The organism is Eudoraea sp. (assembly GCF_039969275.1).
Lineage (GTDB): Bacteria > Bacteroidota > Bacteroidia > Flavobacteriales > Flavobacteriaceae > Eudoraea.
Genome location: NZ_JBDVOC010000009.1, coordinates 57,174 through 71,641 on the forward strand (window position 1 = coordinate 57,174; position 14,468 = coordinate 71,641).

Sequence of the window (14,468 nt, forward strand, 5' to 3'; positions counted from 1 at the left end):
GATTGATCATTTTTAGATATGCATTCAGATCGCCCTATATTGATTGTAATCTTCGGTCTTCCCGGAACAGGTAAGACTACTTTTGCTACAGTTTTATCCAACCAATTAGGGATAAAGCATTTCAATACCGATATCATCAGAAGTTTATCAGGGAAATCCCAACAGTATGATAAAGAAAATAAAGCCTTGATTTATGATGAGATTTTAAAACTGACGAGCTTGGAATTTGAAAAAGGAAAAAGCGTAATTGTCGATGCTACGTTTTATAAAAAGAAACTGAGAAAAAGATTCAAGGTCCTGGCACAGGAGTATGATGCAAGCGTGAAATGGATTGAAGTATGTGCCGGCGAGGAAGTTGTGAAAAAGCGGGTGTCCAAAAAGCGCCGGTACAGCGAAGCCGATTTCGCTGTTTATCAAATGATTAAATCACAATTTGAGCCCATGGAAGAGAAATACATTCAATTATTTTCTGGTCAGGAAGAAATGCCTGATTTGATTGAAAAAGCTATCAAGTTCATAAAACAATGACGCGAGATCAGGTCGATTCTATTATTGACAACAAAACTTTTCCTTACCAAACAGATGGGGTAAAACTTATTGAGACCCATATCTCCTGGGTCATACTTACTGATCAGTATGTTTATAAAATAAAAAAACCGATCGAGTTCAGCTTCCTGAATTTTTCAACTCTGGAAAAGAGAAAAGAATACTGTGAAAAAGAGGTGACACTGAATAAGAGGCTTGTACCGGCGATGTATCTCGAGGTGCTACCCATCAAAAAGAGTAACGGAAAGTATCATATCCTCGATATCGAAGGAACAATTATAGATTATGCGGTCTTGATGAGGAGGATGGATGAAACAAAAAAGTTGGATTTACTTCTGGCTCATGGAACAGTTAAAGCAGCGTCTATTATTAAGTTGGCAGATGTGCTGGTGTCTTTTCATCAGGAAGCGGTAATTGTGCCGGAAGGAGAAGATTGGAGGGAACTCTACAAGGAATTTGAAGATGTAGTGAGTGTAAAAAACTTTTTGGTGAAGAATTTTGATAAAGAGACAGGGCAGTTGCTGGAAGAAGTCAATAAATGGGCTTACCAATTTTTAAATTCTAATAAGGAGAGAATCGCTGATCGAAACAGAAAGGGGTTTGTCATTGATGGACATGGTGATCTTCATGCCCGGAATATCTTTCTTCTGGACGACCCGGTCATTTTTGATTGTATAGAGTTTAACGATGATTTTAGAAAACTGGATTTATTGAATGAAGTTGCTTTCCTTTGTATGGACCTGGAGAGGTTTGGCCGTTTAGATTTATCTAAAATATTCAGTGAACGTTACTTCTCTAAAACACACTGTATTGAAAATAAAAAGGATGAACAAATATTCTGTTTTTACAAATTATACCGGGCAAATGTCAGGTTGAAAGTGCATGCAATTAATGCCCAGGCAGATGATATCACTGAGAATAAACGGCAAAAAGAAATGGCGTTGATAAGCCAATATTTGGAATTGTATAAGCAATACTATTTAGACTTTAAAAACAGGTGAGGATATATTTGTTGAGACACATACGAGCATTAAGTAAAAAAGTTTAAAACCCGGTAAATCATTAAATGTGTGCATATTTAGCATAATGCACTACATAACTTAGAATCATGAATTATCTTGGGGTATCAGTAAGATATATTATCTAAGTTAACAGCAGAACGGGGCTAGAGGTAGAAAGGATAAGGTACGTATCTTATACCTCTTATTTTGTATTTCGAATTTCATACCTATCTGCCGGTAGACTGTACAAAGCTAAATGTTCCTGCCAGTTATTGGCTAAAACCCCGAACAGCTCTAACCTGAAATTTCCGATGCTCTACATTTCTATTGTAATGATAAGAGGTATTGCCATCTCGAAATCTTAAAAGTCGTGCCTGGGATTCATCAAAAGCAGTGGCACTCCAATACAGTTCATCGGCAAATTGACCACTATTCGTTGCACCCTGCCCAATAGTCCTGTACATTATTTCTAATTCATCGAAAGTGGGTAATCTCCATCCGTCTCCCAACTGCTCATGGATTTTCATGGCATTTGTCCAGGGCATTAGGCCAGCATCTTTGTGGTAAGCTATTTTGCCATTTTTACCAGCCTGATCAATTGTGAATATAATCCCTCCTTCAAAGGTGTCGCCGACCTCGAGCTCAGAAAATGCTGCAACCCTGTTCGGGGGTTCAATTTTAGTTTTGGCCGAACCAATCGAATCCTTTTCATCTATTGCTTTAATATTCGGCAAAGTGGTTGATGGTTTTTCAGAGCCTGAATTAACCATTGAAAAAGCCCATATTACAATGATAGCAAGTAGTGCAACCAAGGATCCGCCAAGCACTCTTTTTTTTGTTTTGGTGTTATTTTCCGGTAGCGCTTCTTCAACTTCTTTGTTGGCTTCAGTGGTAAGTTTCTTTCTATTTCGTTCTTCGGCATAACGCTTAGCCTTCACCTCTGCCTTAAAATTTTTCTCCTGTTCGGCTCTTTGGGTAGTTGCCGCTTCCGCTGCTTCCACGGCATTTCTCTTGAATTCTTCTTCTTTCTTTCTTTTTTTCTTCTCCTCGGCTCTTTTCTTCTCCTCTGCTTTTTCTCTAATCTTTTTCTCCTTTTCTGCTCTTTTTTTTGCTTCGGCTTCTTCCTTAAGTCTATGCTCTTCGGCCACAGGATAAACCGATGCTGCTTCTTCCCTGATTCCTTTATCCTTGTCGGCTCTTCTTTTGGCTAAAGCTTCTTCCCATAATCTATCCTCCTCCTCTCTTCGCCTGGCTGATGCCTCCGCTTGTTCCCTGATTCGTTTTGCCACTTCTGCCCTTCTTTTGGCTTCAGCTTCTTCCCTTAGTCTATGCTCTTCCTGCTCGGTTGTTATTTCTTCCTTATTACTTGGCCCTTCATCATCCAATTTATTGACCTCTGTTTCTTCTGTAAAACTTATCTTTCTATGGTCTTCTTCTTTGGCATCCGCTACTTTTTTTTCCTCATCCTTTTCGGATTCCTCCTGTTTAAGCGTATCTACAATTGGCGTAATTGCTTTTTTTATTCCTGCCGTAACATTGTTATATGCCTGATCTGCTGAATTCCAATCTGCTATGGGCTTTCCTTCCTCCGGCAATACCTGTAATTCATTGAGGTTAAATACGTAGTCTTCTACTTTAAGATCAATATCCCATTGACAATTATCAATAATTACAGGGATGACAACAGACTTGTTTTCCTTATGCTTGTCAATGACAGCTTTTAATTCAACCTGCTCGATAAATTGAGAATTCATGAAATCATCACTGACCAGGAGAAGTAATATATCGGTATGATGTATGCGTGATTCAAAATAAGTTTTCCAAGGCTGCCCGGGAATAATTGGATCATCGTGCCAAATAGATAAATTGAAAACTTCATTCAAAGGGTTCAAATGACGCAAAAGACGAAGCATTATATCCTTGTCTGCCAAGGCGTAAATCACAAATATATTTATCTTCCGGCTCATTTTTTTGACAAATTAGTCATCATTAGTAAAATCATGACATGTTTTGCAGCGGATGAGTGTCTGAATTTTTTCCCCAGCTGGCGAGAGCGTCGAGATCAGCTGTTGGCATTTACCCCCATAACTTCCTGGAGTGCTGCGGTGTTTGTATATTGCTGAAACTTAATGATCTTGCCACCTTTAAAGTGCCAGATATGGCAAAACTGTGTATCTTGCTCCTTGCCCGTTGCCTTATAGGTTCCAGTGTATCGGCCTTCAATAATTACGGTTTCTCCCGCATCGTAAAACAAATTCGGATGCACCTCGAAACCGTCCCACTCTGCTGCCAAACGAGCAAAGAGTTGATTCAGTACCGCGTCAGGGCCAACAAAAGCATCTCCACTGGGCATATACGGATTTCCTTCGGCCTCATGCCATTCAATTTCAGGATCCATGGCACCAAGTACGGCAGGTACGTCACCCCTTCCAAATGCCTCGTAGGCATTCTTAATTACAGTTACATTACTCATATGAATTATTGATTAAAGGTTAATTTAAATTTGAAATTCCTCTTTACAAACCACAGTTTTCCTTGGTTATAACTCTTTAGGGGGCGCTAAAACGAGCCAGGGGTGGGTAATTAACCAAAAGGTAATACATTTATAACAAACCTCAAAACAAATAATCCAACAACTCAACTAATAAGTCATGTCATAGGCCGGATACTGTAAGATTGTATTACGAAAAATACCAATAGACCATTAATAATCATTTAGGAAGATTTCAAATATGAAATTGAAATATACATATCATTGACAATTAAGGTATTTACATCACACAAACTCTTCTGTGACTCTATTTAATGTGTACATATTTAGCATAATGTACTACATAACTTAGAACCATGAATTATCTTGGGGTATCAGTAGGATATATTATCTTAGTTTACATAAGCAGGAGTTCATCAATAACTATATCCCATTGTTGTGCTCAATATGAATTAACATGAAGAAACTACCAATTTTGTTTTTATTAATAGGTCTGAATCAATTTTCTGTACAGGCACAGGATGTAATAAAAGTTGGTGACAACGCTCTCAATTGTCTTGAGGATCCTAATTGTATAAACAGACTGCATCCGGCAATTCCCATGACGTCTTTAGCAAAACCGGGAGACACAATCTATTTTAATAGTCGGAATTGCGATGACATTGATCTTAATCCAGATGCTCCAAAAGATCCACGAATAGGTGACCCTCAATGGGGAACCGTTCATCCATTGGCTGGTCCTGTCTATATAGAAGGTGCCGAAGCAGGAGATGTGTTAATGGTGACTATTCAAAAAATTATTCCGGGAGAATGGGCCTTTACGTTAACAGATGGTGGTTTTTTATCTGATGAAGTTGGAAATACACTTTCCGTAAAGTGGAAGTTAAATTCCGAATATGCAACATCCGATGACCTTCCGGGAATTAGACTACCCAACCGTAGCTTTCCGGGAATTGTGACTGTTTTACCTGGAGTTGAGCAACATGCGAAAATACTTTCCAGAGAAACCGAACTCCTAAATGCCGGTGGATCTGTAATGATGCCTTATGCAAAATATGCATCGCCTGTTGAACTTTGTGGGGAAGGAGGTTCATTTTCAGAAGAGTGTTTAAGGACAATTCCTCCGAGGGAACACGGGGGTAATTTGGACATTAGATATCTTCAGGCAGGAGTTACTATGTACCTACCCTGCTACCTCCCAGGCTGTGGCCTTGCAATTGGAGACGTGCATTATATTCAAGGTGATGGAGAAGTTTCAGGAACAGCTCTTGAAATGAACGCAACGGTGATTGTCACCACAGAAATACTGAAAGATGGCCCAAAGCTTGGTAGAGGGCCACATTATGAAGGTTCATCAAGTTTATTAAACATCCCATCCGAACGTTTTTATGCAACTACAGGCTTACCGCTTAAGGACCGGGAAGAAGTTCCTTCCGATTTAGCATATTTGGCCTCTAAAAAAATTCCACAACTTGAGAATCTTTCCAAAGACATTTCTTTAGCTGCTAAAAATGCACTGCTTGAAATGATAGATTATATAAGTCAGACTTATGGGTACAGCAGAGAAGAAGCCTATTTAATTGCCTCAGTAGCTGTTGATATAAGAATAGGCCAGCTTGTTGATGTTCCGAATGTTGGTGCAACGGCAATTCTTCCGTTGGATATCTTTGTAAAAGATTAAAGAATAAATGGAGAGATTAAAACTGAGAAGTAAACTTAAGAAGAACTGAGTTAAAAAACATAGTTTTCCCTTCCCTTACTTTTTAACTCTTTCCCCAACCACTACTACATCTGTGATAGTGTCTAATGTGGTGGTCTTCTATTTGAGTATTATTAGGCTGATTTTAAGTCTCTTATATTAATTCAGTATCTTAGGAAGAACAACCAACTACTTAATATGATTAACTTCTTTAGAAAAATCCGCAGAAAACTTGCTGATGACAACAAGCCCCTAAAATATATGAGGTATGCTATTGGTGAGATTGTATTGGTGGTTGTGGGGATATTGATTGCGTTGAGCGTCAATAATTGGAATGAATTTAAGAAAGATCGGGAAACAGAAAAAAAAGCTATTATAAACCTTGCCGAGAATATGGAGTTAAACATCAATCAAGTTGAACGTAAGATAGCACGTATCCAAAAAGATAACATATCGGGTCAAATAGTCCTTGCTGCCATTCAAAACAATGAACAAACTGTAGACACCTTAGGTCAGCATTTTCATTGGGCTTTGGTAAACCACTCAAATTTAGCATTATCCAAAGCTGGCTATGAGTCTTTAAAGAATATAGGTTTTGAAATATTAAGAAATGAAATATTAAAAAAAGAGATTGTCAACCTTTATGAGAATACCTATTTACAATTGAGTGTTTCTCAGCAATGGGGAGGAGAACTTAATCCTGATACCAATAATTATTTAATTGATCATTTTATCAGAGGCGAAGACGCAAGCTATATGCCGGTAAATTTTAATGAATTAGCAAAAGATCAATATTTCTATGGCTTAATCAATATAGCAGAGCGCCAGAGAAGTTTTTATATGGGGCAATATGAGCGAGCACTTGTTGAGACCAAGAGAATTCTCCAACTCATCAAGGATGAATTGGGTGAATCTGATGCGGACCAATAAATAAAATAACGAAAGGCTAACAACATATATAAGCCATTATCCCGAGAGCTATCGGGACGGCTCATATACAGAACGTTAACCTTCATTATCTCCAACCACTAATACATCAGTAATTGTGCGATGCGGATTATCAAGATACTAAAGTTCAATAACACGGCGGTCTAAATGTCCAACCTTCAAAACTTCTATGACGCTATCTAGTGTGGCGGAGGTTTTGATATACTCTCGGGTCAATTAAAATTTGGTTCATAATGTTCCGTGTTATGGAACTTTGCCGGGGTAAAGCAATTGAAGTTTTAATTTTAAGATTTCCTCAAAAAGTCTTCTTGAATACTGTAGTTACTTGAACAACATTGCTTTGACAAAATTGTGAGGTGGAAGAAGATTTGAAGAATATCCTATTATTTTATTTAGATATTTGATATCTTTAAGAAAGGTATAAAAAAAGTAAAAAATGAATTTGGCAGAGAGTTTAAAGCGTTTTTTTAAGGATAAAGACAAGGGTGATGAAACAAAAGTTTCGCCTGAAGGTGTATGCCCAAATTGTTGGGGAAGACAAGAATGGGAAGGGGAATACTATAAGCAAATAAAAGCGAAGAACATTACACCTGAATCGAATACCTATAATAATTTTATTAATGAAGTTGCATCCAAATTGGATGAAATAAAATTAAAAGAAGATACATACGAATGTACAACCTGCAACGTAAAATATAAACACAATCATTAGTACCAGCCACTACTTCCGTCTAACCATCTAATGTGGGGATCTTGTTTTTAACTATAGTACTTTTATAAGTAGTTATATTATCTTAGTCTAAAGCAAAGAGATATAGGGAATAACCATATCCATTTGTTCGCGGCAATGTAAGAAGAAACCGCCCACTTTATTTTAAAAGTAACGGATAAAGGCGAACCTCAATTATCCAGTTATAAAAGAGTAATCGTGACAATAAAACCAAAATAAAAACAGCCGATAACAAATTGTATAATTAATAACTTCCTAATGGGAAATAAAACAACTTTTGCAACCCTTATATTTTGCTATTTGTTCCAATTTTGTTTTACACAAGAATATGAAATGCAATCTAATGGACGCCTTATTTTGGGCACCTACAAAGAACGAACTGCATCGGTTGCCAGTGGAGATATAGATGCCGATGGCGATAAAGATATTATTGTAGCTAATGGAAGACACTGGCCGGGCCAGAATCGTATTTTCCTAAATGACGGGAGAGGTATTTTTACAGTTGAAAAGGATTTAGGTGAACAAAGATCAACTACCTACGCCGCGGAATTGGGAGATCTTGATAAGGATGGTGATTTAGACATAGTAGTAGGAAACGATATGGCTCCCAATTATATATATAAAAACGACGGCAAAGGGAACTTTTCAAGGAGCTCTTCCTTTGGAGTGGAATATGCACCTACAAGAAACGTAACATTAACCGACCTCGACCAGGATGGCGATCTCGATATTCTTATAACAAATAGAGGTCGAGCCAATGAAATTTGTTTGAACGATGGCGAAGGAAATTATTTGAAAAACCTGAGTTTTGGTAACAAAGAGGATTCAACTATAGATGTTAAGGTTGCAGATATGGATAATGATGGCGATCTGGATTTGATTTTGGCCAACAGAGACGAGCAATCCAATTACGTGTATCTGAATAATGGCAAACTTGAATTTAATGAGAAAATCGTCTTTGGAACAGGAAACGACAATACGCGTTCTGTAAGTGTTACGGATATAAACAATGACGGATACTCAGACATTATTGTTGCCAATATTGGCGAAGCTAATGCCATCTACTTCGGAAGTAACACAGCACCCTATACAAATTCTGTCGTCTTTGATTCCTCTGAAATGAACAGTTATGCAGTTACCGTTGCTGATCTCGATTTAGATAATGATAAAGATATCATTATAGGGAATTCCGGTAACGCAAATGCTATCTTTTGGAATTCGGGGGATGGTAAAAACTGGACAAGTTCTGCATTGTCTGATGAAGCTTTTCTAACCTATGATATAATTGCCTCAGATTTAAACAATGATGGCTATATTGATATAATTGAAGCCAACTCCGATGACATTAATCGCTACTATTTTAATCGAAAAAAGAAATAAATTCAAACTAACTAATATGTGCAACTTTTATAAAATGAAGCCTAGAGCTTTCAGCAAAAGCAAACTACTAAAACTAGTTTATTCTTTTATTTTTCTAATGTCTCTTATTACAAATGCACAGACTGATCCCATAAAACTTAAGTATCTTGGAACTGCAGGCTGGGAAATAACCGATGGAGAAATTACCGTATTAGTAGATCCTTATATATCGCGTTTCAAACTTGGTACCGGTCCCGGTATAAGTCCGGATGATAAAAGAGCAACCGTTGAACGTTCAGATATTGCAGTTTCAGATACTGTAAGTATAGATAGTTTAATCAGCAGGGCCGATTTTATTCTGGTTCATCATTCTCACTTTGATCATCTTGCCGATGTACCCTATATTGCTAAGAGAACAGGAGCCAAGGTTATTGGCACTGAAACCACATGCAATATTTTGCGCGCTTATGGAATCCCGGATGAGCAATTATATCCCGTTAAAGGAGGAGAAGATTATCAGTTTAAGAATTTTGCTGTAAAAGTAATTCCTACACTTCATTCCGCATTAAATGAAAAACATTATATCGATAACAGAGTTTATTCTACAATACCTGAAGCTCCACTTAAGGTTTCTGAATTTATAGAAGGGGGTTCATTAATGTTTCTTGCCAGGTTTGCAAACCATGATGTATTAACTATGGGCTCTATGAACTTTGTTGAAAGAGAACTATTAGGCATTAAACCAGATATCTTATTGGCAGGTGTTAATCGTTCACAACTTGGCCTCTATAAATATAACGAACGCCTTCTTGCCATTACAAATTACCCTGAGGTAATTATACCAACTCATTGGGACAATTTTAGACTGCCCTACAGATTTTCACAGCAAACCGGTGTTGAGACAAAGCTAATTCCCTTTCAAGAAGATGTAAAAAAGCTGGCCCCACAAACAAAGGTCATTATTCCAAAACATCTGGGCACAATAACTATTAATTAAAGGATGTAATTCATAGTTGCTTAGTTCCTGTTCTAACCTTTATTGGTACTGATAATATTGGTCTAATACTATTAGATATTCATTCATTATCTTAGTTCGTATAAAAGATAAATTGTTAATTACTATATCCAATTGTTTTAATCAATTGACTTCTCCTTCGTAATACTATAGAGAAGGAGCTCCCGATAGTTATCGGGATTGGACCACCCGCTCCTGCTTCTATTGTTCTCTACAATGCGTACATTCAAAAGATTGCAATTAAACCAATTCATTTCACCTCCTGATATCTATCGTATAAATGACTATCTTAGGGTGATACATGAACATAAAAAAATACATAGCGGAACTCAAACGACGCCATGTCTTTAAAGCGGGGATAGCCTATTTAGTAGTAGCATGGCTTATTGCTCAAATAGCCTCTATTGTACTACCTACTTTTGAAGCGCCTCCTTTTGTAATGAAAACGCTTCTTTTTATTTTGATTATTGGCTTTCCGATTAATTTAGTGTTTGCATGGATCTATGATGTTACCCCGGAAGGAATTAAGAAAACTAAATCGCTCGAAAATAAAAATGAAAATTCAAACTTAAAAAGCGGTCGGCTCAATAAAGTGATCATTGCTTCATTGTCTTTGGCGGTTATTATTTTACTATTCAATCAGTTTGGGAATAATTCGTCCGGTAATGTTGTTGATACAGATTCTCACGAAATTTCAACCAAATTTATTGGCGTACTCCCTTTTTCTAATACTAAGCCCGATCTTGAAACCGATTACTTTGGCTTCGCTATTGCTGATCAGATCATTGGAGATTTAGTCTATCTCAAAAACATTATAGTTAGGCCATCCAGTTCCATTCGTAAATATGAAAAAGAAGTAATTGATTCAAAAACAGCAGGGGATGAACTAAATGTAGATTACATTCTAACTGGTAATTTTTTAATGGAAGGCAACATTATCCGAATGAATGTTGAACTTGTAGAAGTATCTACCAATGAAATAAAATGGCGGGATAGAATTGAAGTTGATTTCGAAAGCGCATTTGAACTTCAAGATATTATAGCAAAACATGTCGTTAAAGGGATGAATGCTCAATTTTCCGAAAAGGAAATAAGCAGAATTGGCAAAGATTTATCAAGTAATCCTTTAGCGTACGAATATTATCTGCGAGGTGTTTCCTATCCGCATACTAATGAGGGAGATGAAATGGCAATAGAGATGTTTAATAAATCTATAGAATTGGATTCAATTTATGCGCCTGCTTACGACAACCTTGGTACCCGAATTCATAATTTAGCTCAATATGGATTACTCGATCCGGAAGAAACCAAAAAAGCAGAAACCGCCTATATAAAGGCGTTGTCTATAAATGAAGAATTACTTAGCGCCCTTGGTCATCTGGCAAAAATTTATACAGAGACCGCAAGAACTGAAAAAGCAGTGGAACTTACCAAACAAATGTTGGAAATCAATCCCAACAATGCAGATGCCCATTTTGCCCTCGGATATATTTATCGATATGCCGGAATGAATACTTATGCAATTCAAGAAATGGAAAAAGCGATAGCTATAGATCCTATGAATCCAGGATTTCAATCAATTGGTATCACATATATGTGGGCCGGAGAATATGAAAAGGCCTTTGAAGTATTGAAGAACTACGCACCAAGTGCAAGAACATATTTTGGGATTCAAGGACTAGCACTTTTCCGCGAGGGCAAGAAGGAACAAGCAATCAAATATTTTGAACGGGTAATAGAATTGGAACCAGAAGGGCTATCAGCATTAATGGTAGCTGCAACCAAGGCATATATAGAAGATGAAATCGAAGAGGGCATAGCTATTGCAAGCAAGTTTGAACAATATGATGTAGAGGATGCAGAAGCCTGGTATTTGAATGCCGGCAACTATGGATTGCTGGGCGATAGAGATGGCTGTATTCGATGCCTGCAAAGAGCCGTCGATGGCGGGTTTTTTAATTATCCTTTAATACAAACCGATTTTTTCCTGGACTCTGTCCGAGACGAACCGGAATTCCACAAAATCCTGGAGAGTGCAAAGCAAAAACATAACGCTTTTAAAAAAATGTTTTTTTGAGTTGAAATCTGCAATGCCTTAAAAGTAGATTAATGAATACCAACAATTAACTTAATACTAAAAACCATTTCTATCCAGATATGGAACCCTGGAAGGAGTTCTCAGTTTTTGATATGATTATGTTAGCCTACAATCATACTGTCCATCATGTTGGTCAGGCAACAACATATTTACGACTCAATGGAATTACTCCTCCGAAATACCGATTCTGATATTACAATAAATATAGGGTACTAAATAGGAGCTATCAGGACCAACAGCCGTTCTCTGAATAATTTAGCTTTTGCGTTAGCAGAATAGGGTTGATAAGATTTTTACAATCAAAATAAAACTGCGAATTGTAAATCAATAGTCTAATGCTTCAACTTTAGCACTGTATTCCAGCACTAACTTCTCCCAGTTCACCAGGGGTGTCATGGTGTCACGGTGCATGTGAGTGGATAATCCCGGGACGGGGGAGAAGCACACCGAACTGGTCCAGAAACCAAAACCAATTCGTCCGAAAAGCTTTCTGCTAAACAATCGATCTCTGGCTTTAACAGAGGATTTTTTGAACAGGGAGAAATGTTTTTTAATGGTGGAAGATTTTGTTAGAAACGTAAAGGTAACACTGTTCACTTGTCTCCAGTGACAATCGCTCGACAAAAGAATTAAAGAATGCTGGCGGTATTCTGGGTCATATCGATCCGAATAATCCGGTGGAAAAATAAATAGGTCTTTATCTTTTAAATTTACGAGGGTGGATAAGTTGTTGAGTTTCTTTTTTTGGTTAAAAAGGGAATCTCTTTCATTTAAAAAATGATCAATAATTCTAAAGGCATTAGGAGCATGCAAATAGTCATCTTCACAAAAGTAAATCCATTCATCGTCTGGAATTGTACTTGCGATTTTTAGAGTTTCCCTGATGGAGGCATCGTTTCCAAAGTTTCCGAGATGCAATTCAATTTCGAAACTGTTAAAAAAGGCGATCATGTCTTCAGAGAGCTTATCACCCAGAACGATGATCTTAAAATCTAAATCTTTTAAGGATTCAACCAAACTTAGAAAACATAGTTTAATCAGCTGCCCTTTCTCCAAATTAAAAGGTCTGGGATTCTTGTTAACGGCATTGACAATATCACAAGCCCTGAAGATGACGTTGTATTTTCTTTTAGGCCCCATTGTTGGTTAGATTATAATAACACTTGATAGTTTTTATAAACATAAAGATTTAGGAATTAACATTCTAACTTTATGCTTTCAAAAGTATTATAAGCATTTGTAATAGTTCATAGAAAACCTTTAAAAAATTAAAGATAAATTGTAAACCCCCTTATTTCTTTCTTATGGCAATGGCCTACTCAGGGCTATTCCTTTGGACTATCTCCCCCATTGAACCTTTGCTCGCATCGTCGTGCAAGCTAACTCCCACCGGCTGCATCCACCGTGCGCTTCATATTCGTTGTTCCTGTAAAATACAAAACCCCGTCTACCACCAGCGGAGTGGATACGAGGCCTAAATCCTGGGGCAGATCAATAAACCTAAATACCAAAGGGGCAACTGAAATTTGTTTCGAAATTGGGAAGCTCCCTCAATTTGAAGGAGCTTTTTTATAATGAAACCTAATTGCTGCTTAAGTCTCCGGAGCTGTCCCGAACATTTTTTTCATTGCTTTCCAGGAAGTCAGACTGCTTTTCCAAAAATTCGAGGTAGGACTGCCCTTTGGCGAAATCAATATTGTCTCCAAAGAGCACCAGGATTCCTTCCAGTGGTTCTTCGTACGGGTTGTAGATCACGTGTTTTACATAGGGCCCTATAAACACACTCATCCCGGGCTCAATATCAAATTCTTCCTCCCCAAAAAGGCCTTTTCCCTTACCCTTGGTAAAAATCATAAGGTTGGGTACTTGTCCTTTATCTAATCGTCTGTCGGCATTAGCCGTCTCATCCGTGCCCAATGTAAACCACCCTATACGCTTGTCTTTCATAGTGTACAGAGAAACTAACTCTGCACCATGGCTGGGCAGGGTATTATCACGGGTAAAACGGGTAATCTCTATGGCATCCTTCTTCCAAAAATGCTCCAGCACCTGGTAGGAGATATCGTCGGTCTTCTGTGTATTTTGAAAGCCATCCATGGCAATGATATCCAGACCCACTTCATCAGCTGCTGTAGAACGCGCATTGGCCGTACTGGCAGTCCAGACTTTAGAATTTATTTTTTCCAAAACCGAGGCATCCGCAAATTTAAAATACCAGGTAGGCTCTTTAGGTTTCCCCGGATGAAGCGTTACCTGATGCGGACCGTAATTATGAAAGGTATATTGTTTCTTTTTACCTACTTTATAACCTTCCTCTTTTCGTTCCGAAATAACATGCCACCATTCTTCACCTACAGTAATTCCGAAAGTAACAGACCTGGCCATGGGATCTGTTTTATAACTATCTGCAAAAGATTGTAAAATTGCATTGTTTTCCTGTGATTGCACCGGGGATACCAGGAGATAAAATACGACACCCAAAAAAATGGAGGCTCTAAGTTTCTTAGTTGTTTTCATTTTTGTTTTCATGTTAATTGAGATTTAATGATTGATGATGGAACGAATGTAAGAGCCATAACTT

At 37.7% G+C, this 14,468-nt stretch carries 13 protein-coding genes and 1 pseudogene; 9 read left to right on the forward strand and 5 right to left on the reverse strand.

The annotated features are described in order from the left end of the window. Positions 1 to 18 precede the first annotated feature (18 nt). Together ABJH90_RS07480 and ABJH90_RS07485 are read left to right on the forward strand one after the other, a co-directional pair. The gene (locus tag ABJH90_RS07480; protein ID WP_348142950.1) at positions 19 to 528 is read left to right on the forward strand and encodes an ATP-binding protein; all 510 of its coding nucleotides are present in this window, start codon (positions 19 to 21) and stop codon (positions 526 to 528) included. Further along, complete coding sequence (locus ABJH90_RS07485) at positions 525 to 1,547, forward strand: hypothetical protein (protein WP_348142953.1); 1,023 nt, start codon at positions 525 to 527, stop codon at positions 1,545 to 1,547. Before ABJH90_RS07480 ends, ABJH90_RS07485 begins: the two co-directional genes overlap by 4 nt. A 269-nt stretch (positions 1,548 to 1,816) precedes the next feature. Here ABJH90_RS07485 and ABJH90_RS07490 read toward each other — a convergent pair whose 3' ends face one another. Together ABJH90_RS07490 and ABJH90_RS07495 are read right to left on the reverse strand one after the other, a co-directional pair. Next, positions 1,817 to 3,514 (reverse strand): TIR domain-containing protein, encoded by a 1,698-nt coding sequence (locus ABJH90_RS07490; RefSeq protein ID WP_348142955.1) that lies wholly within the window; start codon positions 3,512 to 3,514, stop codon positions 1,817 to 1,819. A 95-nt stretch (positions 3,515 to 3,609) separates the two neighbouring features. Next, the gene (locus tag ABJH90_RS07495; protein WP_348142958.1) at positions 3,610 to 4,020 is read right to left on the reverse strand and encodes a nuclear transport factor 2 family protein; all 411 of its coding nucleotides are present in this window, start codon (positions 4,018 to 4,020) and stop codon (positions 3,610 to 3,612) included. A 475-nt stretch (positions 4,021 to 4,495) separates the two neighbouring features. On the opposite strand from ABJH90_RS07495, the gene ABJH90_RS07500 reads away from it, so the two are divergent. The 7 genes and pseudogenes from ABJH90_RS07500 to ABJH90_RS07530 all read left to right on the forward strand — a co-directional run bounded on the left by ABJH90_RS07500 (position 4,496) and on the right by ABJH90_RS07530 (position 11,866). Next, positions 4,496 to 5,719, forward strand: a complete 1,224-nt coding sequence (locus tag ABJH90_RS07500) for an acetamidase/formamidase family protein (protein WP_348142961.1) — start codon at positions 4,496 to 4,498, stop codon at positions 5,717 to 5,719. Between the two features lie 216 nt (positions 5,720 to 5,935). After that, positions 5,936 to 6,667: a DUF6090 family protein gene (locus ABJH90_RS07505; RefSeq protein ID WP_348142963.1), complete on the forward strand. Its 732-nt coding sequence runs from the start codon at positions 5,936 to 5,938 to the stop codon at positions 6,665 to 6,667. Positions 6,668 to 7,121: 454 nt separating this feature from the next. Next, positions 7,122 to 7,397, forward strand: coding sequence for a hypothetical protein (locus tag ABJH90_RS07510; protein ID WP_348142966.1), 276 nt, complete (start codon positions 7,122 to 7,124; stop codon positions 7,395 to 7,397). 156 nt (positions 7,398 to 7,553) lie between these two features. Continuing rightward, a pseudogene (locus ABJH90_RS07515) lies at positions 7,554 to 7,634 on the forward strand (hypothetical protein); the annotation flags it as partial. 39 nt (positions 7,635 to 7,673) lie between these two features. Beyond that, positions 7,674 to 8,795 (forward strand): VCBS repeat-containing protein, encoded by a 1,122-nt coding sequence (locus ABJH90_RS07520; protein ID WP_348142968.1) that lies wholly within the window; start codon positions 7,674 to 7,676, stop codon positions 8,793 to 8,795. 97 nt (positions 8,796 to 8,892) lie between these two features. Next, complete coding sequence (locus ABJH90_RS07525) at positions 8,893 to 9,771, forward strand: MBL fold metallo-hydrolase (RefSeq protein WP_348142971.1); 879 nt, start codon at positions 8,893 to 8,895, stop codon at positions 9,769 to 9,771. A 319-nt stretch (positions 9,772 to 10,090) separates the two neighbouring features. After that, entirely contained in the window at positions 10,091 to 11,866 is a 1,776-nt protein-coding gene (locus ABJH90_RS07530; RefSeq protein ID WP_348142974.1) for a tetratricopeptide repeat protein, read from the forward strand. A gap of 345 nt (positions 11,867 to 12,211) precedes the next feature. Here the strand turns inward: ABJH90_RS07530 and ABJH90_RS07535 are convergent, their stop codons facing one another. From ABJH90_RS07535 to ABJH90_RS07545, 3 genes are all read right to left on the reverse strand, one after another. Further along, entirely contained in the window at positions 12,212 to 13,027 is an 816-nt protein-coding gene (locus ABJH90_RS07535; RefSeq protein ID WP_348142976.1) for a hypothetical protein, read from the reverse strand. A gap of 239 nt (positions 13,028 to 13,266) precedes the next feature. After that, a complete protein-coding gene (locus ABJH90_RS07540; RefSeq protein ID WP_348142979.1) occupies positions 13,267 to 13,398 on the reverse strand; it encodes a hypothetical protein in 132 nt (43 codons plus the stop codon). Positions 13,399 to 13,468: 70 nt separating this feature from the next. Continuing rightward, complete coding sequence (locus tag ABJH90_RS07545; protein ID WP_348142982.1) at positions 13,469 to 14,416, reverse strand: hypothetical protein; 948 nt, start codon at positions 14,414 to 14,416, stop codon at positions 13,469 to 13,471. Positions 14,417 to 14,468: the final 52 nt, after the last annotated feature.

What these genes read in the sequence shown, in the direction of transcription:
- ABJH90_RS07505 (WP_348142963.1), top strand. Translation starts at nt 5,936, where the DNA reads ATGATTAACTTCTTTAGAAAAATCCGCAGAAAACTTGCTGATGACAAC.
- ABJH90_RS07490 (WP_348142955.1), bottom strand. Translation starts at nt 3,514, where the DNA reads ATGAGCCGGAAGATAAATATATTTGTGATTTACGCCTTGGCAGACAAG.
- ABJH90_RS07480 (WP_348142950.1), top strand. Translation starts at nt 19, where the DNA reads ATGCATTCAGATCGCCCTATATTGATTGTAATCTTCGGTCTTCCCGGA.
- ABJH90_RS07545 (WP_348142982.1), bottom strand. Translation starts at nt 14,416, where the DNA reads ATGAAAACAAAAATGAAAACAACTAAGAAACTTAGAGCCTCCATTTTT.
- ABJH90_RS07510 (WP_348142966.1), top strand. Translation starts at nt 7,122, where the DNA reads ATGAATTTGGCAGAGAGTTTAAAGCGTTTTTTTAAGGATAAAGACAAG.
- ABJH90_RS07520 (WP_348142968.1), top strand. Translation starts at nt 7,674, where the DNA reads ATGGGAAATAAAACAACTTTTGCAACCCTTATATTTTGCTATTTGTTC.
- ABJH90_RS07485 (WP_348142953.1), top strand. Translation starts at nt 525, where the DNA reads ATGACGCGAGATCAGGTCGATTCTATTATTGACAACAAAACTTTTCCT.
- ABJH90_RS07530 (WP_348142974.1), top strand. Translation starts at nt 10,091, where the DNA reads ATGAACATAAAAAAATACATAGCGGAACTCAAACGACGCCATGTCTTT.
- ABJH90_RS07535 (WP_348142976.1), bottom strand. Translation starts at nt 13,027, where the DNA reads ATGGGGCCTAAAAGAAAATACAACGTCATCTTCAGGGCTTGTGATATT.
- ABJH90_RS07495 (WP_348142958.1), bottom strand. Translation starts at nt 4,020, where the DNA reads ATGAGTAATGTAACTGTAATTAAGAATGCCTACGAGGCATTTGGAAGG.
- ABJH90_RS07525 (WP_348142971.1), top strand. Translation starts at nt 8,893, where the DNA reads ATGTCTCTTATTACAAATGCACAGACTGATCCCATAAAACTTAAGTAT.
- ABJH90_RS07500 (WP_348142961.1), top strand. Translation starts at nt 4,496, where the DNA reads ATGAAGAAACTACCAATTTTGTTTTTATTAATAGGTCTGAATCAATTT.